Genomic DNA, 25,500 nt, shown 5'->3' on the forward strand with positions numbered 1-25,500 from the left:
CGTCCGGCAGATCCCGAGAGCGGTAGGTTCCCCAACGTGCGCTGGCTCTTCGTGCTGCTCGCCGCGGCCGTCCTGGCAGCCGTGGCGGCCGTCTTCATCGTGCTGCCCGGCGATCCGCCGCCCGCGCCGGTGAGCCGCAAGGCCGCCACACCCAGCCCCACGGCCACCGAGCCCACCCCCCAGGTCCCCGAGTTCACCGACGACTGCGGCACCTACGAGACCGACGAGAAGTACCCGTACGCCGTCACCGGCTACTGGATCACGCCGCAGTCCAACCGGTGCACCTGGCGCAAGCAGCTCCAGGAGATCCACAGCGTCGGCGGCGACACCGTCATCCGGATCGGCTACGGCCTGCAGTACCGCACCGTGGACGACGACGGCCGCATCCTGGCCAAGGACGGCACCCGGGACCCGCTCTACAAGGACTGCGTGGAGGACGGCCTGTCCTGCCACGAGGCGGCCGAGCGCGACCTGAAGCGGGGCCACCCGGACAACCGGATCGCCCGCACCTACGTCTACCGCACCGACCAGGCGTTCGGCCGCGACCTGTTCCGCTGCGCCGAGATCGAACGCTCGGTCGCGGCCGGCAGGCGGGTCTACTACCGGGTGCTGACGCCCATGGACGGCTCCGACCCGTCGAGCTGCGACCTCGGCACGCCCAAGCCGTACGACCTGATCGTCATCGCGGGCGCGGCGGAGGACAGCCTCACCGAGCTGCTCGCCCTCGGCGACCAGTTCGGCATCCGGGTCTTCCCCGCGCTCCCGCTCGCCCCGCGCGACCCCAAGACGCCCATCAGGGCCAATCCCGAGCACGAGAAGACGCTGCGCACGCTGACCCGCCGCATCCTGCAGGACTACGGCGTGCGCTTCGCCGACCGCACCTCCCTCGGCGGGGTCTACCAGCCGTTCGAGGTGCAGATGGCCGCCTCCCTGGCCGGGAACCCCACCCTGCAGGTGTACGCCGAGCAGCACCGGATCGTGGAGCAGGAGCTGCCCGGCAAGCCGATCCTGATCAGCCCCTACCTCGACGCGCGCAAACGGGTCCCGTTCGGCCAGACGCCCGCCCAGGTCGCCGAGGGCTTCAAGGCGCTGGTCAAGACCGGCGTCGGCATCATCGCGCCGCAGGACAGCCGCGGCACCGGCAAGGTCGGCCTGTTCTGGCCCGACCAGCGCGGCGACGAGGTGGACGAACGCCTGCGCCCCGTCGTCGGCGAGACCACGTACGGCACCGCCTACCACGGCTCCACCCGCGACTACTACCGCGAGATGGCGCAGGCCCGCGAGGAGATGCTGCAGGCCGGCCACGAGGTCGAGCTGTGGGCGAACGTCGAGTCGTTCGAGCCGTCCGGCGACAAGCCGTGCGCCGCCCAGGGCACCCGCGGCAAGACCGACAAGAAGCGGCTCGACCAGGCCGTCACCATGGCCGGCCGGTACGTCCACAAGATCGTCTCGTACATGTGGAGCGACTTCATGACCTGCGGCTCGCCGTCGCTGCAGCAGGAGGTCACCAAGGACTGGAACCGTCCCATCGCCGTCGACGCCATCCGGCGCGGACGCGGCGCCCAGGACGGCGTCGAGGTGCGCGGCTACCACCTCAAGGACGGCACCGTCACCGTGACCTGGCAGGGCGGCGCCACGGAGCTGGCCGTCGCCGCCACGGGCTGGCTGGACGAGGACCCGCTGGAGGAGCTGCCCGACGGCATGCAGACGGCGTGGGTGCCGTTCGACTGGGGGCAGGTGCCGGCGGGCGAGTGGGTGCGGATCGGCGTCCGGCTCCCCTCCGGCAAGGAGACCACGGAGCCGCTCCGCGTCCGGCTCGCCACATGACCGCCCGGCCCGGGAACGCGGCGGGGCGGCTCCCGTGCGCGCCGGCGGCCTTGACCGGGCGGGTCCCGTGCGCGCCGATGGGGCGGGTCCCCTGTGCGACGGCGGCCCCGGCCGGCGGCCGCGGCGTGTAACGTGCGTGACATGCTTCCGAGCGTCCCGGTCAGTGTCGACCTGGTCGTGCTCACCGTCCGCTGCCACGCCCTGTGCGCGCTCGTCTGGCGCCGCGACAACCCGCCGTTCCTGCGCCGCTGGTCGCTGCCCGGCGGCTTCGTCAAGCTCGACGAGGATCTGCCCGCCGCGGCGCACCGCATCCTCGCCGAGCGGGCCGGCCTGCCCGGCGCGCCGGTGCACCTGGAGCAGCTCCAGACCTACGGCTACCCCGACCGCGACCCCCGCCAGCGCGTCGTCAGCGTCGCCTACCTCGGCCTCGCCCCCGACCTGCCCGCCTCGGAGCAGGCCCACATGAGCTGGCAGCCGGCCGGCGACCTCACCGCCATGGCCTTCGACCACCGGCGCATCATGCTCGACGGCATCGAACGGGCCAGGGCCAAGCTGGAGTACACCTCGCTGGGGGCCGCCTTCTGCCCCCCGGAGTTCACGGTCGCCGACCTGCGCCGCGTGTACGAGATCGTCTGGGATCGCGCGCTGGATCCGCGCAACTTCCACCGCAAGGTCACCAAGGCCGAGGGTTTCCTGGTGGAGACGGGCGCCACCACCACCCGAGACGGCGGCCGCCCCGCCAAGCTCTACCGCCGCGGCCCCGCCGAGCTCCTCCACCCGCCCATGCTCCGCTCCCTCAAGGAGTGAGGCGGGCATGCCCCTTTCCGATCGTCGCTTCGTCCGCCCGTGACTCGTCACTTCGTCCGTCCGCGACTCGTCATTTCGTCCGGCCGTGACTCGTCACTTCGTCCAAGGCGATCTCGTCGTCTGCGCTGCGGCGGAGTCGGGGGATGGGGGTGGCGGCAAGGGCGGGGGATGCTCCTAGAGTGTGGGCATGCCTCGTTTCCGCACGATCCTGGACACCATGCCGGCCTACAAGCCCGGCAAGGCCGTGGCGGCCGCCGACGGCCGGTCCTACAAGCTCAGCTCCAACGAGTCGCCCTACGACCCGCTGCCGTCGGTGGTCGAGGCGATCGCCGAGGGGGCCCGCCAGATCCACCGCTACCCCGACCCCGGCGCGCTCGGGCTGACCGAGGCCGTCGCGGAGCGCTACGGCGTGCCCGCCTCGCACGTCGCGCTCGGCGCCGGCTCGGTGACCGTGGCCCAGCAGCTCTTCGAGGCCGTGGGGGAGCCGGGCGCGGAGGTGGTCTACGCCTGGCGCTCCTTCGAGGCGTACCCGCTGCTGGCCGACCTGTCCGGGGTGACGTCCGTACGGGTGCCGCTCACCGGTGAGGACCACGACCTCGACGCGATGGCCGAGGCGATCACCGAGCGGACCCGCATGGTGTTCGTGTGCAACCCCAACAACCCGACCGGCACCTCGGTCCGCCGCGCGGAGCTGGAGTCGTTCCTCGACAGGGTGCCCGGCGACGTGCTGGTGGTGCTGGACGAGGCCTACCGCGAGTACGTCCGCGACGCGGACGTCCCCGACGGGCTCACCCTCTACCGCGACCGGCCGAACGTGTGCGTGCTGCGCACCTTCTCCAAGGCGTACGGGCTGGCGGGGCTGCGGGTCGGCTACCTGATCGGGCACGAGCCGGTCGCGGCGGCCATCCGCAAGACGATCATCCCGTTCGCCGTCAACCACCTCGCCCAGGTCGCGGCCGTCGCGTCCCTGCGTGCGGAGGAGGAGTTGCTGGAGCGGGTGGACCGCGTGGTCAAGGAGCGCACGCGGGTGCGCGAGGCGCTCATCGCCCAGGGCTGGACGGTCCCGCCCACCGAGGCCAACTTCGTCTGGCTCCGCCTCGGCGACCGGACGCTCGACTTCGCGGCGGCCTGCGCGGTGGAGGGCGTGGCGGTCCGGCCGTTCGCCGGTGAGGGCGCGCGGGTGTCCATCGGCGACCCGGAGGCCAACGACGCCTTCCTCAAGGCCGCGGCGGACTTCCTGGCGTAGGTCCCGGGGCGCGCTGCCTGAGGATCGACCGTCAGGTCGACCCGATCCAGGCGAGCACGGCGACGGGGAGCAGCAGCAGCCACTGGGGAAGGCGCAGCAGGCGTGTCGCCCCGCCGAATGTCGACGTGATGGCCAGGAAGACCATGGTGTAGGCGGCGAAGTGCACGGCGAGCAGCAACCCGGCCAGTGGGGTGCCCGGGGGCTGGACCAGCGCCAGATAGAGCAGCGCGACCGCGGCGAGGACCAGGTCGGCGCTGACGAGGTGCCAGACCGCGTGCAGGGTGCGTTTGGGCACCTGAGGAAGGGCGGAGGCCAGCAGGGGCCGGACCGGGTCGACGTGTCCGGCCACGAGGTGCACCGCGGCGACGACGGCCGCCGTGATGCCGGCGGCGAGGAGATGGCCGTTCATCGGGTCGCGATCCCGTTGGTGACGATGTCCGCGAGCTGGGCGGCCAGTCCCGCGGTGCGCGGCTCGCCCATCAGGCCCACGTGGAAGAACACCGCGCCGGCCAGCGTGTCGAGGATCAGGTCGATCTGCGCGGTGCCGGCGATCTCGCCGCGTGCGGCGGCGCGGTCGAAGATCTCGACCATCCGGGTCCGGGCCGGGGCCAGGAAGGACGACCGCAGACGGGTCCGCAGGGCGGGGTCGGCGGCGAAGTCGGCCAGCAGGCCGGGAAGCGCCGCCGTGGCCGCGGGTGTGGCGAACTCCTCGACCAGCGCCTGGGTGAGCTGGGCGACGTCCCCGGCCAGCGTGCCGGTGTCGGGGACGGGGCCGGTGTCGACCTGGGTGAACAGGGCTTCGTAGACCAGCTCCGGCTTGCCGGGCCATCGCCGGTAGATGGCGTCCTTGCCGACGCCGGCACGGGAGGCGACGGCGTTGATCGAGGTGCCGGCGTAGCCGTGCAGCATGATCATTTCTTCGGTGGCGCGAACGATGGCTTCGTGGGTGCGTCGGTCGCGTGGACGGCCTGCCGCCCGGTCAGTTGCCATGGGCATTACCTTACGGGACGACCTGTTTGGTTATCAAGCCTCGCCGCCGTAGGGAGCGCCGGTGTGCGGCGCTACTCGCGCGTGACGTGGGGGCGTGCCGCCACGGGCGGCTCGCTGGGGGACGGGCCGTCGCCGGGGTCCGGGCGGCCGCGGCGTTCGGTGGAGATGACCAGGGCGACACCGGCGAGGATGACCAGGCCGCCCACCAGGATCTGCCCGGTGACCTGCTCGTTCAGGACGAGAGCGCCGAGGATGACGGCCACCACCGGGTTGACGTAGGCGTAGGTCGAGACGAGCGAGATGGGGGCGTGGCCGAGCAGCCACGAGAACGCCGTGAACCCGATGAGCGATCCGACGACCACCAGGTAGGCGAGCGCCGCCCACGACGCCCCGGTGATCGCCTGGAGGTCCACCCGTTCGCCCACCGCCGTGCCGAGCAGGGTCAGGCCCAGCCCGCCGACGAGCATCTCGACCGCGCTGGCCGCGAACGGGTCGGCCGGCATGGCGATGCGGCTCGACAGGAACGACCCGACGGACCACGACAGCGACCCGAACAGGATCACCACGATCCCGAACGTGCTGCCCGCCTGGGCTCCGCCCAGCGACAGCGCTGCCACCCCGGCGAACCCGACCAGCACGCCCGCCAGCGTGAGTGTCCTCGGCCGGTCGCGCACGGCGATCCGGAAGACGACCAGCCACAGCGGGACCGAGGCCACGAGCAGCGCCGCGAGACCGGTGGAGATGTACTGCTCGGACACGGCGACCATGCCGTTGCCGAACGTGAGCAGCAGCACCCCGACCACGGTGGCTCCGAGGAACTGCCTCCTGGTCATCCGGAACGCGGCGGTGCCGGAACGGGCCAGCACGAACCCGCCGAGCAGCAGCCCGGCCACGACGAACCGCATGGCGCCGCTGAGGAGGGGCGGGATGGACTCGACGGCCACCGCGATGCCGAGGTAGGTCGATCCCCACACCACGTAGACGACGGCCAGCGCGCCCCACATCATGAGGGGCGACGGGCGGTCAGCAGTGTTTTGGTGCATGACTGATGACACTATCGGTCGTTCCCGTGGTGCGACACGCGGATATCGGTCACAGATGTGGCGAGATCTTAGCGCCGACAGTCCTTCACGCCACTGTCAGGGGCCGGGCCGGGCCTGCCAGGCTTCCCCTGTCCGCGCATCCCACACCTGACGTCAGGGGAGACCATGTCCGCAGTCACCGCCGTCCCCGCCGCCGGCAACGCCGCCGCGATCGCCCACTACGCCGCCCGGCTCGCCTTCGAGACCGACGTCTCGGACGTGGCCGCCGACCTGGCCGCGGGTGCGCCCGGCCTCGTGGTCGTGGACTCCCGCAGCCTGGAGAGCTGGCGGCAGGGCCATGTCCGGGGCGCCGTCCACCTGCCCACCGCCGAGATCGCCGCCCGGGCGGCGGCGGTGGTGCCCGTGGGGGCCACGGTGGTGACCTACTGCTGGGGGCCGGGGTGCAACGGCGCCACGCGGGCCGCCCTGGAGTTCGCCCGGCTGGGCCATCCGGTCAAGGAGATGCTGGGCGGCTTCGAGTACTGGGCCAGGGAGGGCTTTCCGGTCGAGACGGCCTCGGGGGTCGAACGCCGCCCCGTCGACCCGTTGACGGCCCCGGCGACGGGTGCCGCCTGCGCGTGCTGAGACGTCGCGCCAGGGTGGAGGGAATTGGCGCCCCCGTCCGAATCCCGTCGATCGGGGGCGTCGAATACATACCCGCATCCGGAACGGTCAACCAAGAACTCCGCAAGACGGGCCACAAAACCCCCGCCCACCAATGGGACTTTAATGCCGCAAACTCCCATTTGTCACAATGGTCACTAACGGGGGAATTGTACGGCCCGCCGCCCGCGGAAGGGGAAGGAGGGCGGCGGACCTGTACAAAGGGGCGGTCAGCGCGGACCGAGCTTCTCCACGATGAGCCGGTAGAGCTGCCGCGGCCGCCCCGGCTGCGGCGTACGGTTCGGCGGTAGCGGCCACGCGAGTCCCTCGTCAACCAACGTGCGCAGCAACCGCCTGGCCGTACGCGGCGTCACCCCGAGCATCTTGCCCGCGCCCTCCGCGTCGACGACCGTGTCCCCACCCTCCAGCTTGGCCGCCAGCCGCGCCAGCACCTCCACGCCCTTGGGCTTGAGCGCCGTCGCGCCCGTAGGGGGCATCCTGGGGGCCGGAATGAGGGCTCGGCCCTCCCGGTCCACAGCGAACCCCTGGGCCTGCTTGCCCGCCTGCGTGCGTGCCAGCGCGGCCCGTGCGTGCGCCTCCGCGTCGTGCGTCGTACGCCCCATCCCCACACCCACCTCGACCGCCAGTCCCAGCTCCTCGCGGATCCTGGACGCGAACGGCAGCACCCTGAAACCGTCGGTGGCCGCCGCGACCGAGCCCCTGGTGGCCAGCACCAGGTAGCTGTGGTCGTCGATGGGCCAGACGGTCGCGTTGATGCGGTTCGCCTCCTGCACGAGCAGCCGGTGCAGCGACAGCCGGAGCTCGTCGCGCCAGTACCGCGGCGCGGCGCGGCGCACCGGCTCGCGGAGCGTCGGCACCTCCACCAGCACCACGGTGAGCTGTGACTCCTCCAGCCGGTGGTGGGCCCCCAGCAGCGCGGCCGTGTGCAGCGCCGTGCGCACCGCCGCCGAGGTCGGCCTGATCCGGACGGCCGGCACGCCCGCCGCCTGCAGGCGGTCGGCGACCGCGGGCAGGCACGTCAGCGCCCCCGTGGTCGCGCCCTGGCGGGCCAGCCGCTCGTGGTAGGCCGCGATCGTCCCGGTGGCTCCGGGTTCGTCGCGGCTGTGCACGTCCCCGGCGGGGATGCCGAGGTCGGTGTACGCCTCCTCGACGTCGGCTCGGGACACCACGTCGACGCTGACCCGTTGCGGGTCGATGCGCGGATCCAGCGCGGCCTTCGCCAGCGCGGCGACCAAGGCGGCGCCGCCGAGCTGCACGTAGGTCGCGGGCATCGTCAGCACGCCGGAACGCCGGGCCAGGTCATAGGGGACCGGGCTGGCGAACAGGCACGCGTCGACACCGGGACCGAGCCGCGTCACCTTGTCGGGCGCCTCCTGCTCATCGCGGTAGGCGGCCGCCACAAGGCGACAGGGCAGAGGCGCCGCGGCGTGCCCCATCAACATGACGCGCTCGACCAGATCGTGGGGTCCGACCACGCCGATAGTGAGGTCCGGTGTCATAGCGCTCGGGCGTGACACTCGTGTTGATTCTTCGGCCCTCTCGACCAATGTTCGTCCCATCCTGCCGTAAGTTGCAGTGCTCTCTTTTGGAACGATCGCTCGCGAGGGCCGTAATGTCACGCCCGACTTTTCCGGAAAGTCGGCCGTCCCGACTGGGCTAGAAGGAGTATGAGCAGCTCAGCGGGGATTTGCCGGTGATTTTCAACCCGCAGAAATCTCTCGTGTAATGTCCGCTCCAAGAGCCCGCATTCGCTCGGCGAGATGCGCGTGCCCGCGGTCGATGAGGTATCCCGACTCGATGACCGTCTCGCCCTTCGCGGCGAGTCCGGCGAGCACCAATGCGATGCCCGAGCGCAGATCGTGCGCCGTCACCCGCGTGCCCGTCAGCGGGGTGGCGCCGCGCACGATCGCCCGGCTGCCCTCCACCGCCACGTCGGCGCCCATCTTGTTCAGCTCGCCGGCCAGCGCGAAGCGGCCGTCGAAGATGCGCTCGTGGATGTAGCTGTGTCCGTCCGCCAGGGCCGCGACCGTCATCATCGGCGACTGCAGGTCGGTGGCGAAGCCCGGGTAGGTGTCGGTGATGATGTTGATGGGCCGCAGCGGGCGGTCGCAGCGCACGTTCAGCACGGCGCCCTGGCGGGCGAAGTCGACGCCCATCTGCTCCAGCTTGTAGCGGACGACCCCGAGGTCGAGGCCGGTGCCGACGAGGCTCACCTCGCCCTGCGTGATCGCCGCCGCCATCGCGAAGACGCCCGCGTCGAGCCGGTCGGGCATCACGGTGTGCTCGACGGCGTGCAGCTCCTCCACGCCCTCCACGGTGATGAACCCGGTGCCGCCGCCGCTGATGCGCGCGCCCATCTTGGTGAGCATGTCGATGACGTCGAGGACCTCGGGCTCCAGCGCGGCGTTCTCGATCACCGTCGTGCCGCGGGCCAGCGCGCCGGCCATGATGAGGTTCTCGGTGCCGGTGTGCGAGGGGGTGTCGAGGTAGAGGGTGGCGCCGGTCAGGCCGGACGCCTTGACGTGGATGACGGTCTCGCCCTCGTCCACGACCGCGCCGAGCCGCTTGTACCCGAGATAGTGGAAGTCGAGGTTGCGGCTGCCGAGGTTGCAGCCGCCGACGCCCTCGACGATCGCCTCGCCGAGCCGGTGCAGCAGCGCGGGCGTGAACAGCACCGAGCCGCGGAAGCGCCGGGCGATCTCGGCCGGCAGCACGGGGCTGTGCAGCCGCGAGGCGTCGATGACCAGCGTTCGCTCGGCCTCGTGCAGCTCGACGTGCGCGCCCACGGCCTCGGCCAGCTCGACCGCGCGGCGGACGTCCTCGATGATCGGGACGTTCCGCAGCACGGTGCGCCCCTTCGGGACGAGCAGCGCGGCGCCGATCATGGGCAGCACGGCGTTCTTCGCGCCCTGGATGAAGGCGGTTCCACGCAGGGCGTTGCCACCGCGCACGCGGTAACGGACCATTCGGGCGGCTCCTCGGAAGTATCAGTCGGCCTTCAGACCGGGCCAACAGTAGCCGCTCGCACCGCCTGCCCCGGCCGAATCATCCGTTGAAGGACGTGCCCGTGATCCGTTCGTAGGCCTCCAGGTAGCGCTGCCGCGTCTGCTCGACCACCTTGTCCGGCAACCGGGGCGGAGGAGTTCCGGAGGATCTGTCCCATCCGGATTCGGGTGAGGTTAGCCAGTCCCGGACAAACTGCTTGTCGAAGGACGGCTGCTGGCGTCCCGGCCGCCACTCGTCGGCCGGCCAGAACCGCGAAGAGTCGGAAGTCAGCACCTCGTCGCCGAGCGTCAGCACACCGTCGGAGTCCCAGCCCAGCTCGACCTTGGTGTCGGCGAGGATGATGCCCCGCTCGCGGGCGATCTCCGCGCCGCGCGTGTAGACGGCGAGCGTGATGCGGCGCAGCTCCTCGGCGGTCTCCTCGCCGACCTCGGCCACCACCCGCTCGAACGGGATCGGCTCGTCGTGCTCGCCCACCGGCGCCTTCGTCGACGGCGTGAAGATCGGCTCGGGCAGCCGGGACCCGTCCTCCAGGCCCTCCGGCAGCCGGACGCCCGACACCATCCCGTCGCGCCGGTAGTCGGCCAGCCCCGAGCCGGCCAGGTAGCCGCGCGCCACGCACTCGACCGGCACCATCCGCAGCGGCCGGCACAGCATGCTGCGCGCGTCGGGCCCCGGACCGGCGATGTGATGGGGGACCACATCGGCCAGCCGCTCGAACCACCACAGCGAAAGCTGCGTCAGGATGGCGCCCTTGTCGGGGATGTCGGGCTCCAGCGCGTGGTCGAACGCCGAGATCCGGTCGGAGGCGACCATCAGCAGCAGACCGTCATCGGTCTCGTAAAGGTCGCGAACCTTGCCGGAGTGCAGGTGCTTCATCGTGCGATGTCCGTTCTGTGGAAGGAGCCGCGCAGCTCGATCCGCGACACCAGCTCGTACGCGTGGCGACGCGCGCTCTCCTGGTCGGCGCCGGTGCCGACCACGCCGAGCACCCGCCCGCCGTCGGAGACCACCTCGCCGTCCACCCGCCGGGTGCCGGCGTGGATCACGTACGCGTGCCCGGTCGGCTCCAGCCCCTTGATCGCATCGCCCTTGACCGGCGCCTCGGGGTAGTTCTCGGCGGCGACCACCACGATCACCGCGGACCCCGCGCGGAACGCGGGCGGCGCCTGCTCGCCCAGCGTGCCCGTCGCGCAGGCCATCAGCAGCCCGCCCAGCGGCGTCTCCAGCCGGTCGAGCAGCACCTGCGCCTCCGGGTCGCCGAAACGCGCGTTGAACTCGACGACCTTCGGCCCCTTGGCCGTCAGCGCCAGGCCCACGTAGAGGACGCCCTGGTAGGGCGTGCCGCGCCGGGCCAGCTCGCCGATCGTCGGATGCACGACCTCGCGCATCACCTGCTCGGTCAGCTCCTCGGGAGCCCACGGCAGCGGCGTGTAGGCGCCCATGCCGCCCGTGTTGGGGCCCTCGTCGCCGTCGTAGGCGCGCTTGAAGTCCTGCGCCGGCTGCAGCGCCACCGCGGTGGTGCCGTCGCAGAGCGCGAACAGCGACACCTCCGGCCCGTCGAGGAACTCCTCGATCACCACCCGCTCGCACGCCCGCGCGTGCTCCAGCGCCCGCTCGCGGTCGCCGGTGACCACCACGCCCTTGCCGGCGGCCAGCCCGTCGTCCTTGACCACGTACGGCGCGCCGAACTCGTCGAGCGCGGCGGCCGCCTCCTGCTCGGTCACGCACGTCCTGGCCCGAGCCGTCGGCACGCCGGCCGCCGCCATGACCTCCTTGGCGAACGCCTTGGACCCCTCGATCATCGCCGCGTCACGCGACGGGCCGAAGCACGCGATCCCGGCGGCCCGCACGGCGTCGGCCACCCCGGCGACCAGCGGGGCCTCGGGCCCCACGACGACCAGGTCGGCCCTCAGCCGGGTGGCCAGCCCGGCCACCTGTCCGGGGTCGGTGGGCGTCACCGCGTGGACGGTCGCGATCTCCTCGATGCCCGGATTGCCGGGGGCACAGTGGAGCTCGCCAACCTGCGGGTCGAGCTTGAGTGAACGGCACAGGGCGTGCTCACGCCCGCCGGATCCGATGACTAGAACGCGCACGCGCCCTATTCTCGCAGCTCTCACCGATCGGCGGCTCCGTGGGTGGCCGGCCGTCCGGTGTTACCAGGTTGACTTCAGGTTCCTGTGGTAAGTTGGTGCGGCTGTATGGCGTCTCATGATGATTGGAGGTGGTCCGGTATGAAACCTGGTGATCCCAGCAGTACGTGCCCCCGCGCGTACGCCGCACATACCCCCGACCACTCCAATCCGGCAGCCTGATCGTGCCTCCACGCCTTTGTGTTGATTGAGGTGACCTTTCGTCGCGCGTGGAGCGTGCCAGGTCGGGCGGAAAGGGACCGCCATGCGCTCGTCCACGCTTTTCCGTCGCATCAACCGTCACCCCGTGCAGCTGCACGCCGCCCGTCAGCTCCCCAAGCCTGAGCCGGTCGTCCGCGTGCCCGCTTCCATCGTCGAGTACGGCGCCTACATCGACGGCAAGAAGACCGACCCCGTCGGCATCCCCGAGTCGCTGCGCCTCGTCCGCGAGCACAACGCCCTGTCCGACGACGCGAGCGCCTTCCTCTGGGTCGGGCTGCACGAGCCCGAGGCCCCCGAGGTCGAATGGCTCGCCGAGGTGTTCGGCCTGCACCCGCTGGCCGTCGAGGACGCCGTCAAAGCCCACCAGCGCCCCAAGGTCGAGCGCTACGGCGACTCCCTGTTCATGGTCCTCAAGACCATCGCCTACCTCGACCACGACGAGCTGACCGCCTCCAGCGAGATCATCGCGACCGGCGAGATCATGGTGTTCCTGGGCGCCGACTTCGTGGTGACCGTGCGGCACGGCGAGCACTGCCCCCTCACCGAGGTGCGCGAGCGCCTGGAGGACCGCCCGGAGCTGATGCGGCGCGGCGCCGCCGGCGTGCTGCACGCCATCGCCGACCACGTCGTCGACCGCTACCTCCAGGTGGCCGACCTCATGCAGTTGGAGCTGGAAGAGGTCGAGGCCACCGTCTTCGCCGACGTCAGCTCCCGCGACATCAACCGGATCTACCAGCTCAAGCGCGAGATGCTGGAGCTGAAGCGGGCGGTCACTCCTCTCCAGAGCCCCCTCTCCGCGCTGCCCCAGCGCCGCGTCATCCCCTCCGACATGCGCGAGTACTTCCGCGACGTCGGCGACCACCTCTCCCGGGTGTGCGAGCAGGTGGAGTCGTCGAACGAGCTGTGCAGCTCCATCCTCCAGGCCGCGCTGGCCCGCTCGAACGCCCTGGCCAACGAGGACATGCGCAAGATCTCGTCCTGGGTCGCCATCCTGGCCGTGCCCACGATGATCGCCGGCATCTACGGGATGAACTTCGACTTCATGCCCGAGACCAAGCAGGTCTGGGGCTACCCGGCGGTCCTGGCCGTCATGGTCACCGCCTGCCTCCTCCTGCACCGCGGCTTCCGCCGCAACGGCTGGCTCTGAAAGGTCAGTCGGTGTCCTTCGGGTGGCGGGGCGAGGCGTAGATCACCCAGACGGTGCGCGTGGCGTCATCGATGGCGTAGCGAATCCGTCCGCCACTCGTGACCTCGAACTCCCACTGTTCGAGGTCACGGCGTGCCGAACCGTACGTCCCATTCGTCGTCGGGTGGTGGAACCGTGACCCGGTCCCCACGCTTCGGGCTCACGGGGAGACCTGGACCGGACCGAAGTCGCCGCTTGTCCCCTTGCGAGCTGCGGCGTAGTCGGCGGGGCTGGCCTTGATGCGCGCGGTCGCCCGCCAGCCCGCGATGACCTCCTGGGCGTTGTCGTCGACATCGAGTTCAGCGGCGTCGGAGAGGGCTCCGACCAGTTCGAGGGTGAAGGCGCGCAACTCGTCGGAGGTGAGATGGCGCACCCATGGGAAGACCTCCGGCATGGCGATGACCAGCGCTCGCGCGGTGGGATCGTGCTTGAGGAACGCGAGGAGCAGCCTAGTGGCCGTGGACAGCGTGGCCTCACGTTGTTCTTCGCGGTCCGCCGCCGTGAGGTAGAAGTCCGGGGCGTCACGGTGCGTTATCCGTACCCGGCCCAGGCGTGCCGCGCGTTCGGCCACGGCTCTGGGGTTTCGGGACAGGTCTGAGAAGGTGACGGCATCGGCACGGGTCGCGCTCACATCGCCATCGTAATTCAGAATGCGTTCTGATGGACCCGATGCCGTGCGAAATCGCGGGCATCCCGGGGCAGGTCTGGGGCTACCAGGCGGTCTCGGCCGTCATGGTCACCGCTCGGTCAACGTGGAGTCGGCCAGGATGCGGGCGGTGGCCCGCCACTCGACGATGACCCGGTGCAACGTGGCGTGACTCCTCCGCTCCCTGAAGGGAGCGGCTTCTCGCTAAGCCGCTTGGGCGGCCTGGCGAAGGGCAAGCCCTGCCCTCAGGATGTTGGTCGCCGCGTTCACGTCGGCGTGCGCGGTGTGCCCGCACGCCGTGCAGGCGAACGCGGCCTGGGTGAGACGGTTCTCCTTCGCGCAGTGCCCGCAGCGCGAGCACGTGCAGGAGGTGTTGCGGGGATCGACTGCGATCAGCTCTCGACCGGCGCTTTCAGCCTTGTGCGCGAGGATCGTCAGGAACACCCCCCAACCCGCGTCCAAGATCGAACGGTTGAGACCGGCTTTCTGCGCGACGTTACGGCCGGGGGCGTCGATCGTGCCGGACGCCGAGCGGGTCATGTTCGCGATCCGCAGGTCCTCGTGCACGATCACGTCATAGCCACGGACCAGCGCCAAGGCGGCCTTGTGCGCGTGGTCGAGGCGCTGCCGCCGGACCTTGGCGTGCAGCGCGGCGACGCGGGCGACCGCCTTGCGACGACGCTTGGAGCCCCGCTTCTTGCGGGCGAGGTCGCGCTGCGCCGTCGCGAGACGATCGGCGGTCGCGGCGAGGTGACGCGGGTTGGCCAGATGCTCGCCGTCGCTCGTGGTGACCAGCGACGCCACACCCAGGTCGATCCCCGCGACCGCACCCGTGACGGGCAGGGGTTCGGCGGGCACGTCGTCGCACGACAGGACGACGTACCAGCGGCGCCCTTCACGCTTGACGCTGATCGTCTTCACCCGGCCCTTGACCGGGCGGTGCTGGTGCACGCGGACGTGTCCGACGCCCTGCAGGCGCACGAACGTGGCGGCCGGATGCTCGGGTTGGGAGTCCCACCGGCAGCCGTCGCCGTCCTTGGGCCACTCGACTGTGTCGAACCAGCCCCGGCCCTTGAAGCGCGGGTATCCGGGCGTCGCGCCTTTCCTGACGCGGTCGAAGAACGCGCGGAACGCCTTGTCCAACCGGCGCAGCGTGGCCTGCTGGGACGAGAACGACCAACGGGCCTGGTCCGCGTCGTAGGCGCGGATCTCCTTGAGCTGGGCGGACTGGTCGCCGTACCGGATCGACACCTTGGACCGCTTGTACGCCTCGCGCCGCTCCTCAAGCGCCGCGTTGTACAGGGCGCGGTGGTCGTCCAGGCACGCGGTGAGCGCGGCCTGCTGGTGCGCGGTCGGACGCATGAGGAACTTGTAAGACCTACGCACGGCCACCCGCCTTGGGCGCCCGCTCATCCTGCGTCTCGATGTACCGCCGCACCGTCTCGGCGGACACGGTGCCGACGGTGGCGACGAAGTAGGACCGTGACCACAGCGTGGGCACCTGGGAGCGCAGGTGCGCGAACTCGGCGCGCAGGTGGTGGGAGGTGAACCCCTTGAACTGGCTGGCCACATATGACGGGGAGTTCTTCGGGTGCGGCTTGACGAACAGACGCACGTGGTCGGGCATCACCTCAAGGGCCACGATCTCCCAGCCGTGCTCGTCGGCCTTGGCGCGGATCAGCTCCTCCAGGCGGGTCTTCACCCGCCCGCCGAGGACCGGGCGGCGGTACTTCGGGCACCACACGACGTGGTACCCGAGGTCGTACGCCGCGCCGGGGGAGGTGCGCACCTGACGAGTCACACGATCACTATCACAGTGTCATGTATCTAACGCACGATGAACGGACATCTCTGATGCCCGAATCTGACAGGTCAGGGCACGCTCGGGCCTTGACGGCCCTCCCGCTCCCGATTCCCCCGACGGCTCAAGCCGCCGGTCCCCTCGGGAGGCTCTGATGGACGTCAAGGTCGACCGCGTCTCGTGTGGCGTCGACGAGTTCCCGTACGAACTCTCGCGTCTCCTCCGTGGTGAGGTGCCGTACCCAGGGAAAGACCGCGGGCAGGGTGTGCAGGACCGCGAGCGCACCCTCGTCGCTGGCCAGCAGCGCGGCGATCATGCGGGCCGCGATGTCCGCCGTCTCCTCAGTAAACGACACCTGGTCGAGTGGCGCCCGGGTGAAGGCCGTGTGATGTGGCGGGCGGGAACAATCCCGGGCCACCTGTGGTTGCATGAGTCGTGGCCGGTGTGCCCAGTGTCCCCGGGCCTCACCTATCGCCTTCGCGGAATACCGTTCGGCTGGAGCCGCGTTGTGCCACTCGCCGAGAGGCGACACGCACACCGGTGCGCACACGTGACGAGGGCCCCGCCAGACCGGCGGGGCCCTTGCCGCGTTTCGCGGGGGGTGTCAGACGGTGACCGGGCGGAGGGGCTGCACGGGGGCCGGGAGGGGGAGACCGCGGTCCTGCCACAGGTCACGCATGCGGTCGGGGTAGTCGGTGACGATGCCCGTCACCCCGAGGTCCAGCATGCGCGCGCCGAGCGCCGGGTCGTTGACCGTCCACACGGCCACGTCCAGGCCGGCCGCGGCCGCCCGGGCCATCAGGGGCTCGTCCACCATGACGTGCTCGGGGGACAGGGTGGTGGCGCCGGCGGCGCGGGCCGCGGCCGGGATGTCGTCGCCCAGGTCGTCGTGCCAGTGCAGGGTGTCGAGTTCGATCAGCGCGAAACGGGGCGTGCCTGGCGCCATGGCGGCCGCGTGGCCGATGACCCGCCAGTCGAAGCTCAGGATCGCCGCGTTGTCCAGCCGGCCGTGCCGTTCGAGCTCCTCCACCACGAGGCGGGTGAACAGCTCGGGGTCGGTCGTCAGCTCGGGCCTGGTGGGGTCGGACTTGAGCTCCACGTGCAGCCGCACGCCGTCGGCTTCGTAGGCGTTGACCAGCCCGAGCACCGCGCCGAGCGTCGGCATCCGGGTCTCGGGAATCGGGAGCTGGGTGGGGGCGAAGGGGTCGTCGGGCCGGCGCGGCAGCCGGACCCCCACGTCGAGGGTGCGCAACTGCGCCAGCGTGAGGGAGTTGATGGGCTTGCCGACGTAGGGGAAGCTCGGGTCGTCCGGCCGTACCGGCCGCGTGTCGGCGCTCGTCACGGGCGAGACCGTGAGATCGTGCGTGAGCACGAGCCGCCGGTCGGCGGTGAGCGCGACGTCCAGCTCGAGCGCGTGCACCCCGAGCTCCATCGTGCGGATCAGACCTGGCAGCGTGTTCTCGGGCCACAGGCCCCTCGCTCCCCGATGACCGTGTATCTCAGCGCGCACACCGGGACCTTACCCTGGCACCCGTCCCCCCGCGGTGGCCGCCACGCCGCGCCCGTTTTGTGGTAGTACGTCGGAGAGGTTGCTGATCGCTACGTGGCGGCAGCGCGTCCCGCATCGGGAAGCATGGGGGGTGAGGCGTGCTTTGCCGGACAGACACCCCTTGCATGGATAAATGTCATATCGCTGCCCTACGCTGATCGCCATGACGCAGGCAGTCAGAACCGTCCGGCCCGAGACCGTGCGGGCATGGGTGGACGGCTGGGTGATCTCCCGCGGCACCCCGGGCCCGGTGCGCGAGCCATGGGGCCTGCGCGTCGACGTCGGCCTCCCCGGCCACCTGGCCCGCCACATCGTCCCGGCGCCCACCCCCGCCACGCTGCGCCACCTGACGGCCGTGGTGGACACCCCCGCCACCTGGCTCAAGCTGTGCGCCCCGGCCGAAACCGTTCAGCGCTGGCTGCCGCCGTCGTGGGACGTGCGGGAGCCGGAGTTCATGATGACGGCCGAGCTGGAGGAGACGCCGGTGGCGGCGCCGCCCGGCTACACGCTGGCCGTCACCACCCGCGCCGGCGTCACGGTCGCCCGGCTCCTCACGCACGCCGGCGAGATGGCGGCCCGCGGCCAGCTCGCCCTCGCGGGCGCCACGGCCGTCGTGGACCAGGTCGAGACGGCCCACCACCACCGGCGGCGCGGCCTGGGCACCATCGTCATGAAGGCGCTGGCCGCGCACGCGGCCGCGAGCGGCGCCGGCACCGGGGTCCTGGTGGCCACCCAGGCCGGCCGTTCGCTCTACGAGACGCTCGGATGGAGCGTCCACACGCCGATGACGGCCGCCGTCCGCACCGCCCGATGACGACCGTCGTCCGCACCGCCCGATGACGGCCGCCGTCCGCACCGCCTGATGACGGCCCCGCCGTCAGGTCAGCGGCCGCAGCACCAGCGTGGCGTCACGGGCCGGGCCGACGCCGACGGCGGAGATCGGGGCCCCGCTCATCTCCTCCAGCGCCCGCACGTACGCCTGCGCGTTCGGCGGCAGGTCGTCGAACGTCTTGGCGCCCGTGATGTCCTCCTGCCAGCCCGGGAACTCCTCGTAGACCGGCTTGGCGTGGTGGAAGTCGGTCTGCGTCATCGGGATCTCCTCATGACGCACCCCGTCCACCTCGTACGCCACGCACACCGGGATCCGCTCCAGCCCGGACAGCACGTCCAGCTTGGTCAGGAAGTAGTCGGTGACGCCGTTGATCCGGGTGGCGTACCGGGCGATGACCGCGTCGAACCAGCCGGTGCGGCGGTTGCGGCCCGTCGTCGTGCCGAACTCGGCGCCCGTCTGACGCAGCCACTCGCCCATGTCGTCGGTCAGCTCCGTCGGGAACGGGCCCGAGCCGACGCGGGTCGTGTACGCCTTCACGATGCCGATCACCTTCGACAGCCGCGTCGGCGGGATGCCGGACCCGGCGCAGGCGCCGCCCGACGTCGGCGAGGAGGAGGTGACGAACGGGTAGGTGCCGTGGTCGATGTCCAGCAGCGTGCCCTGACCGCCCTCCAGCAGCACGAACTTGCCCTCGTCCAGCGCCTTGCCCAGCACCAGCGACGTGTCGGCGATGTGCGGGCGCAGCCGCTCGGCGTAGCCCAGGTACTCCTCCACGACCGCGTCGGCGTCGATGCCGCGCCGGTTGTAGACCTTGGTCAGCACCTGGTTCTTCTCGGTCAGCGCGACCTCGATCTTCTTGGCCAGGATGCCCGGATCGAGCAGGTCCTGGACCCGCACGCCCATCCGGTAGATCTTGTCGCCGTACGCCGGGCCGATGCCCCGGCCGGTCGTACCGATCTTGGCCTTGCCGAGGTAGCGCTCGCTGACCTTGTCCAGCGCCCGGTGGTGCGGCATGATCAGGTGCGCGTTGGCCGAGATCAGCAGCCGTTCGGCGGAGATGCCGCGGGCGGCGAGCCCGTCGATCTCCTCCAGCAGCACACGCGGGTCGATCACCACGCCGTTGCCGATCACCGGCACCACGTCGGGCGACAGGATTCCCGTGGGAAGCAGATGAAGCGCGTACTTCTGGTCGCCGATGACCACGGTGTGGCCCGCGTTGTTGCCACCCTGATAGCGGACGACGTAGTCGACGTCGCCACCGAGCAGGTCGGTGGCCTTGCCCTTGCCCTCATCGCCCCACTGGGCGCCCACGAGAACGACAGCCGGCATGGTTCTAGTCTCCCGAGCACAAAAGTAAACCCCTGGCGCAAGCGCGACAGGGGCTCTTGCGTGCAGAGACTACCCGACTGTGCCTATCTGTCCCAAGGGCTAGTCCCCCGCGAGCGCGTCATAGGCGGCCTGGTCGCTGTCCTTGAGGAACTGCACGCACCGCTCGGCCTCGTCCTTCTCGCCGATGGCCTGGGCGGCCCTGGCCAGGGAGTAAAGGCAGCGCAGGAAGCCGCGGTTGGGCTCGTGCGCCCACGGGATCGGCCCGTGCCCCTTCCAGCCGCTGCGGCGTAGCTGGTCGAGCCCGCGGTGGTAGCCGGTGCGGGCGAAGGCGTAGGAGGTGACCGCGTGCCCCTGCGCGAAGTACTCCTCGGCGAGCGCCGCCCACGCCGCCGGATAGGCGGGGAAGCGGGCGGCCACGTCGGAGGCCTTGGCGCCGGATTCGAGCGCCTCCCTGGCCTCGGGCAGATCCGGCAGGTGCGTCGGGGGCGGCCCGGCGAGAAGGTTATCCATAGGACAAGTCATACCCGCCGGGCCCCGAGCGTGGCTAGGAGATCTTCGTCCCGGCGCTCTTGAGGTGCTCGCACGCCTCCCGTACGCGGGTCGCCATCCCGGCCTCCGCCGCCTTGCCGTACGAGCGGGGGTCGTAGGTCTTCTTGTTGCCGACGTCGCCGTCGACCTTCAGCACACCGTCGTAGTTGCGGAAGATGTGGTCGGCGATCGGCCGGGTGAAGGCGTACTGGGTGTCGGTGTCGATGTTCATCTTGACCACGCCGTAGGAGATCGCCTCGTGGATCTCCTCCAGCGTCGAGCCGGACCCGCCGTGGAAGACCAGGTCGAACGGCTTGTCCTGGCCGTGCTTGGCGGCGACCGCCTCCTGGATTTCCTTCAGCACGCTCGGGCGCAGCTTGACGTGACCGGGCTTGTAGACGCCGTGCACGTTGCCGAACGTGGCCGCCAGCAGGTAGCGGCCCCGCTCGCCGAGCCCCACCGCCTCGGCCGTGGCCAGCGCGTCGTCGGTGGTGGTGTAGAGCTTCTCGTTGATCTCGCCGACGACGCCGTCCTCCTCGCCGCCGACCACGCCGATCTCCATCTCCATGATGATCCGGGCGCGGGCGCACTTGTCGAGCAGCTCCTGGGCGATCTCCAGGTTCTCCTCCAGGGGTACGGCCGAGCCGTCCCACATGTGCGACTGGAACAGCGGGTCGAGCCCCTTGGCCACCCGTTCGAGGGAGATCTCGACGAGCGGCCGCATGAAGCCGTCCAGCTTGTCCTTCGGACAGTGGTCGGTGTGCAGCGCCACCGTCACCGGGTACTTGGCGGCCACCACGCGCGCGTACTCCGCCAGCGCCGTGGCGCCGGTCACCATGTCCTTGACCGAGGCGCCCGACAGGAACTCCGCGCCACCGGTGGACACCTGGACGATGCCGTCGCTCTCGGCCTCGGCGAAGCCGCGCAGCGCCGCGTTGAGGGTCTGGGAGGAGGTGACGTTGATGGCCGGGTAGGCGAATCCGCCCGACTTGGCCCGGTCGAGCATCTCGGCGTAAACCTCTGGAGTGGCTATCGGCATGATTCGTCTCCCTGTGAAGTAAGGCTCCGCGCAGCCCAGTATCCCCGTCCGGTACCCCGTGTGGTAGACACAACGCCCGCCGGGGTGCTCCCCGACACCCGCCACGACCACCAGCGCGCTGACCGTTGGTCACGCTGTGTGACGGGTAGGCTCGGCCTGTGGATTGGCTGCTGAATGTCCTCGACCCGACGTGGTGGCTCACCCTGTTCGGCGCGTTCGCGACGGTCGGCGTCCTGGCCGTCGTCTTCGCCGAGACGGGTCTGCTCCTCGGCTTCTTCCTGCCGGGCGACTCGCTTCTGGTGGCCGCGGGGATCTTCAGTTCGGCGTCCGTGGCGTACGGCATGGGCATCGAGCCGCTCTCCTTGCCGGTGCTGCTGCTCGGCACGCCGCTGTGCGCGATCGCGGGCGCCCAGCTCGGCCACTTCCTGGGAGCCCGCTTCGGGCGCCGGATGTTCGACAGGCCCGACTCGCGGCTGTTCAGGCGGGAGCACGTCGACCGGGCGGAGGAGTTCTTCGAGAGGTTCGGCCCGGCCAAGGCGGTGGTGCTGGCCCGGTTCGTGCCGATCGTCCGCACGTTCATGAACCCGGTGGCCGGCGTGCTGGAGATGACGAGCCGCCGCTTCCTCGTGTGGAACGTCGTCGGCGGCGTGGTCTGGACCGAGGGCCTGATCGTGCTCGGCCACTATCTCGGCAACCGGGTCGATCCCCGGCGCATCGACGCGTACATCCTGCCCGGCGTCCTCCTCGTGGTGATCGTCTCGGTCATCCCGATCTTCGTCGAGGTCGTCAAGCGCCGCCGGGCGCCCAAGGCCGTCCTGGTGCCCACCGGCGAGCACGGCCGCCTCCCGGCGGGCCCCGAGAACCCCTAGCGCGGGCCCGCGCGCGCGGTACCCTCCCCTGTGTGGGACGCCACAGGTCAGATCCGATGGGCCTCGCCCGCCTCGCGCTCGCCGTCCTGGCAGCCGCCGTGGTGGTCACGCTGCTGGTCGTCGGCGGGCGCGCGCTGTTCACGACGTCCGGCACGCCGGAGCGGCCAGGAGCCCGGACCGCCGCCGCCACGCAGGCCCCCTCGGCCGGCGCGCAGGTGCCGACCGTCCGCATCGAGTGCGTGGCCGACACCTGCCCGCTCGTCACGGTCCGCGTGCCGGGCGGAGACGTGCTGCACCATCGCGACATGGGCCGGGGCGAGGAGGTCCGCTACTTCGAGCCCGAGCTCGACGTGGTGCTCGCCGACGCCGCCACGGTCCGCGTCACCGAGAACGGCACGCCGCGCCCCCCGGGCGACCCCGGCGAACGCGAGGCGTTCACCGTCCGCGGCCCCTGACGCTCACAGACCGAGGTCCGCCAGGGTGTACGCGCTGCGGTAGTCGAGGCCCTCGCCGGCCATGCGCTCCGCCGCCCCCCGATCGACGATCGTGGCCACCGCCACGACCTCCGCACCCGCCTCACGCAGCGCCTCCACCGCGGTCAGTGGGGACGACCCGGTCGTGGAGGTGTCCTCCACCACGAGCACGCGCCGCCCGGCGACGTCCGGACCCTCGATCCTGCGCTGCAGCCCGTGCGCCTTCTGCGCCTTGCGCACCACGAACGCGTCCAGCTCGCGCCCCCGCGCCGCGGCGGCGTGCAGCATGGCGGCGGCCACCGGGTCGGCGCCCAGCGTCAGCCCGCCCACCGCGTCGAAGGCGAGGTCCTCGGTCAGGTCCAGCATGACCCGGCCGACCAGGGGCGCGGCGGCGCCGTCGAGCGTGATGCGGCGCAGGTCGAGGTAGAAGTCCGCCTCCCGTCCCGAGGAGAGCACGACCTTGCCGTGCACCACGGCCTTCTTCTTGATCTCGGCCAGCAGGTTGTCGCGATCCGTCATGCGCCCAAGCTTATGGACCCTCAGTCCCGCAGGCGCACCGGGAGAGCGGTCAGCCGGCTCCCCTGGATGCCGCCGAGGTCGGTCTGCCGGAGCTCGGCGAACGGCACCGCGAGGCGCGCGCCGGGGAAGTCGCTCCGCAGAACCTCGACGATCGCGCGCAGTTCGAGCTGGGCGAGGTGCGCGCCGGTGCAGTAGTGGGGGCCGGCGCCGAAGGTGAGGTCCGGCCCGATCGACCGGCCCGGATCGGTGTTGATCCCCTGGATGTCGATGAGCAGGGGGGAGCGGGCGGGCAGCCGGACCCCGGCGAGATCGAGCTCGGTGGCGGTGAACCGCCAGAGGGTGAAGGGCGCCGGCGCGTGCAGGCGCAGCGTCTCCCGGACGACCTCCTCGGCCGTGGTCTCCGCCGAGGCGGGCGCGTTGAGGACATGGGCGAGGAGGAAGCCGAGCGAAGGGTCGGTGGTGAGCTGCCCGGCGTAGATCAGCGTGAAGATCAGATAGTGCAGTTGTGTCTCGGTGATCTCGTCGGGGACCCTGGCGCGCAGCTCGGCGGCCAGGCCGTCCCGGTCCTCCTCCAGCGCGGCGGCGGCCAACTGCCCGAAGGCGGCCATCGCCGCCCCCACCTCGGCCTCGGTGCCGTGCATGCCCCGGCAGGCCGCGATGGCCTGGTCGATCCGGTCGAGGGGCACGCCGAGCAGGTCGCACACCACGGTGAGCGGGAACCGGGTGGTGAAGTCGGTCATCAGGTCGACCGCCCCGCCCGTCGCGGCGACGTCCGCGAGCTGGTCGCGGGCGAGCTCCGTGATCCGTCCGGTGTAGTCCTGCATCCGGCGGGCGGTGAAGAGCGGAGCGTGCGCCCGGCGCAGCCGGGCGTGCGGGGCGCCGTCGAAGGTGGTCAGCGACGGCTGCTCGGCGGCGGTGGGCTCCAGGCCCGCGGTCCGCCGGTCCCAGTGCGCCGGCGCGTAGGCGGGGTCCTTCACGATGTGGGGGTGTACGAGGGCCTCCCTGGCCAGGGCGTCATCGGTGACGATCCACGCCGGGCCACCGGCCGGGGCCTCGGCCCGGACGAGGGGGCCGGCGGCGCGCAGGGCGGCACGGGCGGGATGGGGCTCGCCGATCCCGCGGACGGTGACGGCGAACGGGTCGGTGGTGGCGATGGGCGCGTCGGTCATCTCGGTCTCCTGACGGGTGGTCTCCGGAACGGGGCGGCGAGGCGGGTGTCACTCATGGGAGGCGGCGCGCGGGGGGAGCAGGAACATGAGCGCCGCTGCGCCGACGTAGCAGACGATCTGCCAGAGCAGGATCGCGGCGAGGGCGTCGCCGTGGGCGGGGAGGCTCGCGGCGCCGGCCGCGAGGGAGTCGTCGAGCCGGGTGAAGAACACGACGCCGAGGACGGCGACTCCGAGCGCGTTGCCGATCTGGGTGACGGTGGTGAGGACGCCGCCCGCGGCGCCAGCGTCCCTGACGGGCACCCCGGCGAGGATCACGTTGATCAGGGACGGGGCGGTGAGTCCCAGGCCGAGCCCGCCCAGGAACAGCGGCGCGGCCAAGCTCCAGTAGGCGGGTTCGGTCCCGTCGCCGAGGACGAGGAGCAGCACGACCTGGGACACGGCCAGGGTCAGCGCGCCGCCGGCGAGCAGTACCCGGCCGAAACGGTGCGCGAACTGGACCCCGATCCCGGAGGTGACGAGCGAGCCGATGGCGTACGGCAGGATCACCAGCCCGGTGTCGAGGGCGGTGTACCCGGCCCCGAGCTGCAGGTAGAGGGAGAGCAGGAGGAAGAAGGAGCCGATCGCCCCGAAGAACAGCAGCGAGACCGCCAGGCCGCCGGCGAAGGCTCGGACGCGAAGCAGGGCCGGGTCGAGGATGGGCTGCGCGCCGTGGGCGGCCAGGCGCTTCTGCCGGGCGAGGAACAGCGCCGCCACGGGGACCGAGAGCGCCAGGATGGCGAAGCCCCACCAGGGCCAGCCCCACTCGCGTCCCTGCATCAGGGGCAGGAGCAGGAGCACCGCGGCGACGGCGGCGAGCAGCGCGCCCGTCAGGTCGAGCCGGGAGCGGCCCGGCGCGTGGGACTCGGGCAGGGCGCGGGCCCCCACGGCCAACGCGATGAGGGCGATCGGCACGTTGACCCAGAAGATCGCCCGCCAGCCGAGACCGAACAGGTCGGTCTCGACCAGGATCCCGCCGAGCAGCGGTCCGGCCACCGAGGCCATGCCGAGCACGGCGCCGTAGGCGCCCAGCGCCTTGGCGCGGGCGGCCGGCTCGAACGACGCGCGGATGATGCCGAACACCTGCGGGATCATCAGCCCGCCGGCCAGCCCTTGCACGACGCGCATGCCGACCAGCGCGCCGGGGTTCGGCGCCAGCCCGCAACCGGCCGACGCCAGCATGAACGCCGCGAGGCCGAGCAGGAACACCCGGCGGCGCCCGTACGAGTCGCCGAGACGGCCACCGGTGATCAGGCCCGCTCCGACGGCGAGGGTGTAGCCGGCCATCATCCACTGGATCGCCGCTTCGCCGGCGCCCAGGTCGTGGGCGATGGCCGGCGCGGCCACGCTGACGATCGTGGCGTCGAGGAGCTCCATGAACGATGCGGCGAGGATCGCGGTCAGGACGACGGCGGCCGTGCGCCCGGACAGGGGGGTGGGCGGCGCTGTGCCGCCCTGGAGGTGGGTGGGCGTGGTCATGTCGAGCTGCGCTCCCGGGGATGGTGAGGCGATGTCATACTCTTACTGCACAGCACAGTAGCTGCGTCACGCAGAGACTCTACAACACATTTACTGCGTCATGCAGCAATAT

The 25,500-nt window shown here is 71.4% G+C and carries 27 protein-coding genes; 8 read left to right on the plus strand and 19 right to left on the minus strand.

From position 1 onward, the window contains the following. The first annotated feature begins 36 nt into the window (after window positions 1–36). From ACGF0J_RS11720 to hisC, 3 genes are all read left to right on the plus strand, one after another. Window positions 37–1,827, plus strand: coding sequence for a DUF4434 domain-containing protein (locus ACGF0J_RS11720; protein WP_393144617.1), 1,791 nt, complete (start codon window positions 37–39; stop codon window positions 1,825–1,827). 141 nt (window positions 1,828–1,968) lie between these two features. Beyond that, window positions 1,969–2,634, plus strand: a complete 666-nt coding sequence (locus tag ACGF0J_RS11725) for an NUDIX domain-containing protein (protein WP_393144619.1) — start codon at window positions 1,969–1,971, stop codon at window positions 2,632–2,634. 187 nt (window positions 2,635–2,821) lie between these two features. After that, entirely contained in the window at window positions 2,822–3,880 is a 1,059-nt protein-coding gene (hisC, locus tag ACGF0J_RS11730; RefSeq protein WP_393144621.1) for a histidinol-phosphate transaminase, read from the plus strand. A gap of 31 nt (window positions 3,881–3,911) precedes the next feature. Here hisC and ACGF0J_RS11735 read toward each other — a convergent pair whose 3' ends face one another. The 3 genes from ACGF0J_RS11735 to ACGF0J_RS11745 form a co-directional block, all read right to left on the minus strand. Continuing rightward, a complete protein-coding gene (locus tag ACGF0J_RS11735; RefSeq protein ID WP_393144623.1) occupies window positions 3,912–4,289 on the minus strand; it encodes a hypothetical protein in 378 nt (125 codons plus the stop codon). Next, a complete protein-coding gene (locus tag ACGF0J_RS11740; RefSeq protein ID WP_393144625.1) occupies window positions 4,286–4,870 on the minus strand; it encodes a TetR/AcrR family transcriptional regulator in 585 nt (194 codons plus the stop codon). The genes ACGF0J_RS11735 and ACGF0J_RS11740 overlap by 4 nt, the downstream gene beginning before the upstream one ends. 71 nt (window positions 4,871–4,941) lie before the next feature. Beyond that, window positions 4,942–5,913 (minus strand): EamA family transporter, encoded by a 972-nt coding sequence (locus ACGF0J_RS11745; RefSeq protein WP_393144627.1) that lies wholly within the window; start codon window positions 5,911–5,913, stop codon window positions 4,942–4,944. A gap of 165 nt (window positions 5,914–6,078) precedes the next feature. Here ACGF0J_RS11745 and ACGF0J_RS11750 point away from each other — a divergent pair, with 165 nt between their 5' ends. Then, window positions 6,079–6,537, plus strand: coding sequence for a rhodanese-like domain-containing protein (locus ACGF0J_RS11750; RefSeq protein WP_393144629.1), 459 nt, complete (start codon window positions 6,079–6,081; stop codon window positions 6,535–6,537). Between the two features lie 248 nt (window positions 6,538–6,785). Here the strand turns inward: ACGF0J_RS11750 and ACGF0J_RS11755 are convergent, their stop codons facing one another. The 4 genes from ACGF0J_RS11755 to purD all read right to left on the minus strand — a co-directional run bounded on the left by ACGF0J_RS11755 (window position 6,786) and on the right by purD (window position 11,675). Then, complete coding sequence (locus tag ACGF0J_RS11755; RefSeq protein WP_393144631.1) at window positions 6,786–8,075, minus strand: GTP cyclohydrolase IIa; 1,290 nt, start codon at window positions 8,073–8,075, stop codon at window positions 6,786–6,788. 201 nt (window positions 8,076–8,276) lie between these two features. Beyond that, window positions 8,277–9,542, minus strand: a complete 1,266-nt coding sequence (murA, locus tag ACGF0J_RS11760) for a UDP-N-acetylglucosamine 1-carboxyvinyltransferase (protein WP_393144633.1) — start codon at window positions 9,540–9,542, stop codon at window positions 8,277–8,279. A 79-nt stretch (window positions 9,543–9,621) separates the two neighbouring features. Further along, window positions 9,622–10,458, minus strand: a complete 837-nt coding sequence (locus ACGF0J_RS11765; RefSeq protein ID WP_393144635.1) for a phosphoribosylaminoimidazolesuccinocarboxamide synthase — start codon at window positions 10,456–10,458, stop codon at window positions 9,622–9,624. Continuing rightward, on the minus strand, window positions 10,455–11,675 hold the full coding sequence (gene purD, locus ACGF0J_RS11770; protein WP_393144637.1) for a phosphoribosylamine--glycine ligase: 1,221 nt from the start codon (window positions 11,673–11,675) through the stop codon (window positions 10,455–10,457). Before purD ends, ACGF0J_RS11765 begins: the two co-directional genes overlap by 4 nt. 343 nt (window positions 11,676–12,018) lie before the next feature. Here purD and corA point away from each other — a divergent pair, with 343 nt between their 5' ends. Further along, window positions 12,019–13,080, plus strand: a complete 1,062-nt coding sequence (gene corA, locus ACGF0J_RS11775) for a magnesium/cobalt transporter CorA (protein WP_393144639.1) — start codon at window positions 12,019–12,021, stop codon at window positions 13,078–13,080. Between the two features lie 4 nt (window positions 13,081–13,084). Here corA and ACGF0J_RS11780 read toward each other — a convergent pair whose 3' ends face one another. The 6 genes from ACGF0J_RS11780 to ACGF0J_RS11805 form a co-directional block, all read right to left on the minus strand. Further along, a complete protein-coding gene (locus ACGF0J_RS11780) occupies window positions 13,085–13,270 on the minus strand; it encodes a hypothetical protein (RefSeq protein ID WP_393144641.1) in 186 nt (61 codons plus the stop codon). 9 nt (window positions 13,271–13,279) lie between these two features. Continuing rightward, window positions 13,280–13,750, minus strand: coding sequence for a hypothetical protein (locus ACGF0J_RS11785; protein WP_393144643.1), 471 nt, complete (start codon window positions 13,748–13,750; stop codon window positions 13,280–13,282). A 219-nt stretch (window positions 13,751–13,969) separates the two neighbouring features. Next, window positions 13,970–15,151 (minus strand): RNA-guided endonuclease InsQ/TnpB family protein, encoded by a 1,182-nt coding sequence (locus ACGF0J_RS11790; RefSeq protein WP_393144645.1) that lies wholly within the window; start codon window positions 15,149–15,151, stop codon window positions 13,970–13,972. Continuing rightward, a complete protein-coding gene (gene tnpA / locus ACGF0J_RS11795; protein ID WP_393144647.1) occupies window positions 15,144–15,566 on the minus strand; it encodes an IS200/IS605 family transposase in 423 nt (140 codons plus the stop codon). Before tnpA ends, ACGF0J_RS11790 begins: the two co-directional genes overlap by 8 nt. Window positions 15,567–15,690: 124 nt before the next feature. Then, on the minus strand, window positions 15,691–15,921 hold the full coding sequence (locus tag ACGF0J_RS11800; protein ID WP_393144649.1) for a hypothetical protein: 231 nt from the start codon (window positions 15,919–15,921) through the stop codon (window positions 15,691–15,693). A 249-nt stretch (window positions 15,922–16,170) separates the two neighbouring features. Next, window positions 16,171–17,076 (minus strand): glycerophosphodiester phosphodiesterase family protein, encoded by a 906-nt coding sequence (locus tag ACGF0J_RS11805; protein ID WP_393144651.1) that lies wholly within the window; start codon window positions 17,074–17,076, stop codon window positions 16,171–16,173. A gap of 202 nt (window positions 17,077–17,278) precedes the next feature. Between ACGF0J_RS11805 and ACGF0J_RS11810 the strand changes: the two genes are divergently transcribed. Then, complete coding sequence (locus ACGF0J_RS11810) at window positions 17,279–17,929, plus strand: GNAT family N-acetyltransferase (protein WP_393144653.1); 651 nt, start codon at window positions 17,279–17,281, stop codon at window positions 17,927–17,929. A gap of 63 nt (window positions 17,930–17,992) precedes the next feature. Here ACGF0J_RS11810 and ACGF0J_RS11815 read toward each other — a convergent pair whose 3' ends face one another. From ACGF0J_RS11815 to fbaA, 3 genes are all read right to left on the minus strand, one after another. After that, the gene (locus tag ACGF0J_RS11815; RefSeq protein ID WP_393144655.1) at window positions 17,993–19,276 is read right to left on the minus strand and encodes an adenylosuccinate synthase; all 1,284 of its coding nucleotides are present in this window, start codon (window positions 19,274–19,276) and stop codon (window positions 17,993–17,995) included. 99 nt (window positions 19,277–19,375) lie between these two features. Further along, window positions 19,376–19,786 carry a DUF3151 domain-containing protein gene (locus tag ACGF0J_RS11820; protein ID WP_393144657.1) on the minus strand — a complete coding sequence of 137 codons (411 nt, stop codon included), beginning with the start codon at window positions 19,784–19,786 and terminating at the stop codon, window positions 19,376–19,378. A gap of 34 nt (window positions 19,787–19,820) precedes the next feature. Further along, window positions 19,821–20,843 carry a class II fructose-bisphosphate aldolase gene (fbaA, locus tag ACGF0J_RS11825; RefSeq protein WP_393144659.1) on the minus strand — a complete coding sequence of 341 codons (1,023 nt, stop codon included), beginning with the start codon at window positions 20,841–20,843 and terminating at the stop codon, window positions 19,821–19,823. Window positions 20,844–21,001: 158 nt separating this feature from the next. Between fbaA and ACGF0J_RS11830 the strand changes: the two genes are divergently transcribed. Beyond that, window positions 21,002–21,712 carry a DedA family protein gene (locus tag ACGF0J_RS11830; protein WP_393144661.1) on the plus strand — a complete coding sequence of 237 codons (711 nt, stop codon included), beginning with the start codon at window positions 21,002–21,004 and terminating at the stop codon, window positions 21,710–21,712. Window positions 21,713–21,744: 32 nt separating this feature from the next. After that, entirely contained in the window at window positions 21,745–22,167 is a 423-nt protein-coding gene (locus tag ACGF0J_RS11835; RefSeq protein WP_393144663.1) for a hypothetical protein, read from the plus strand. Between the two features lie 3 nt (window positions 22,168–22,170). Here the strand turns inward: ACGF0J_RS11835 and pyrE are convergent, their stop codons facing one another. Genes pyrE through ACGF0J_RS11850 form a run of 3 tightly spaced genes read right to left on the minus strand, consistent with a single transcriptional unit; the run spans window position 22,171 to window position 25,388 of the window. After that, window positions 22,171–22,704, minus strand: a complete 534-nt coding sequence (gene pyrE / locus ACGF0J_RS11840; RefSeq protein ID WP_393144665.1) for an orotate phosphoribosyltransferase — start codon at window positions 22,702–22,704, stop codon at window positions 22,171–22,173. Between the two features lie 20 nt (window positions 22,705–22,724). Next, window positions 22,725–23,873, minus strand: a complete 1,149-nt coding sequence (locus ACGF0J_RS11845; RefSeq protein WP_393144667.1) for a cytochrome P450 — start codon at window positions 23,871–23,873, stop codon at window positions 22,725–22,727. Between the two features lie 48 nt (window positions 23,874–23,921). Then, complete coding sequence (locus ACGF0J_RS11850) at window positions 23,922–25,388, minus strand: MFS transporter (RefSeq protein ID WP_393144669.1); 1,467 nt, start codon at window positions 25,386–25,388, stop codon at window positions 23,922–23,924. Window positions 25,389–25,500: the final 112 nt, after the last annotated feature.

The sequence above is a fragment of the Nonomuraea sp. NPDC047897 genome (genome assembly GCF_043204415.1).
Lineage (GTDB): Bacteria > Actinomycetota > Actinomycetes > Streptosporangiales > Streptosporangiaceae > Nonomuraea.

Excerpts from the sequence above, each read along its gene's own strand:
- ACGF0J_RS11725 (WP_393144619.1), top strand. The coding sequence starts at position 1,969 with ATGCTTCCGAGCGTCCCGGTCAGTGTCGACCTGGTCGTGCTCACCGTC.
- hisC (WP_393144621.1), top strand. The coding sequence starts at position 2,822 with ATGCCTCGTTTCCGCACGATCCTGGACACCATGCCGGCCTACAAGCCC.
- ACGF0J_RS11735 (WP_393144623.1), bottom strand. The coding sequence starts at position 4,289 with ATGAACGGCCATCTCCTCGCCGCCGGCATCACGGCGGCCGTCGTCGCC.
- ACGF0J_RS11740 (WP_393144625.1), bottom strand. The coding sequence starts at position 4,870 with ATGGCAACTGACCGGGCGGCAGGCCGTCCACGCGACCGACGCACCCAC.
- ACGF0J_RS11745 (WP_393144627.1), bottom strand. The coding sequence starts at position 5,913 with ATGCACCAAAACACTGCTGACCGCCCGTCGCCCCTCATGATGTGGGGC.
- ACGF0J_RS11750 (WP_393144629.1), top strand. The coding sequence starts at position 6,079 with ATGTCCGCAGTCACCGCCGTCCCCGCCGCCGGCAACGCCGCCGCGATC.
- ACGF0J_RS11755 (WP_393144631.1), bottom strand. The coding sequence starts at position 8,075 with ATGACACCGGACCTCACTATCGGCGTGGTCGGACCCCACGATCTGGTC.
- murA (WP_393144633.1), bottom strand. The coding sequence starts at position 9,542 with ATGGTCCGTTACCGCGTGCGCGGTGGCAACGCCCTGCGTGGAACCGCC.
- ACGF0J_RS11765 (WP_393144635.1), bottom strand. The coding sequence starts at position 10,458 with ATGAAGCACCTGCACTCCGGCAAGGTTCGCGACCTTTACGAGACCGAT.
- ACGF0J_RS11810 (WP_393144653.1), top strand. The coding sequence starts at position 17,279 with ATGACGCAGGCAGTCAGAACCGTCCGGCCCGAGACCGTGCGGGCATGG.
- ACGF0J_RS11815 (WP_393144655.1), bottom strand. The coding sequence starts at position 19,276 with ATGCCGGCTGTCGTTCTCGTGGGCGCCCAGTGGGGCGATGAGGGCAAG.
- ACGF0J_RS11820 (WP_393144657.1), bottom strand. The coding sequence starts at position 19,786 with ATGGATAACCTTCTCGCCGGGCCGCCCCCGACGCACCTGCCGGATCTG.
- fbaA (WP_393144659.1), bottom strand. The coding sequence starts at position 20,843 with ATGCCGATAGCCACTCCAGAGGTTTACGCCGAGATGCTCGACCGGGCC.
- pyrE (WP_393144665.1), bottom strand. The coding sequence starts at position 22,704 with ATGACGGATCGCGACAACCTGCTGGCCGAGATCAAGAAGAAGGCCGTG.
- ACGF0J_RS11845 (WP_393144667.1), bottom strand. The coding sequence starts at position 23,873 with ATGACCGACGCGCCCATCGCCACCACCGACCCGTTCGCCGTCACCGTC.
- ACGF0J_RS11850 (WP_393144669.1), bottom strand. The coding sequence starts at position 25,388 with ATGACCACGCCCACCCACCTCCAGGGCGGCACAGCGCCGCCCACCCCC.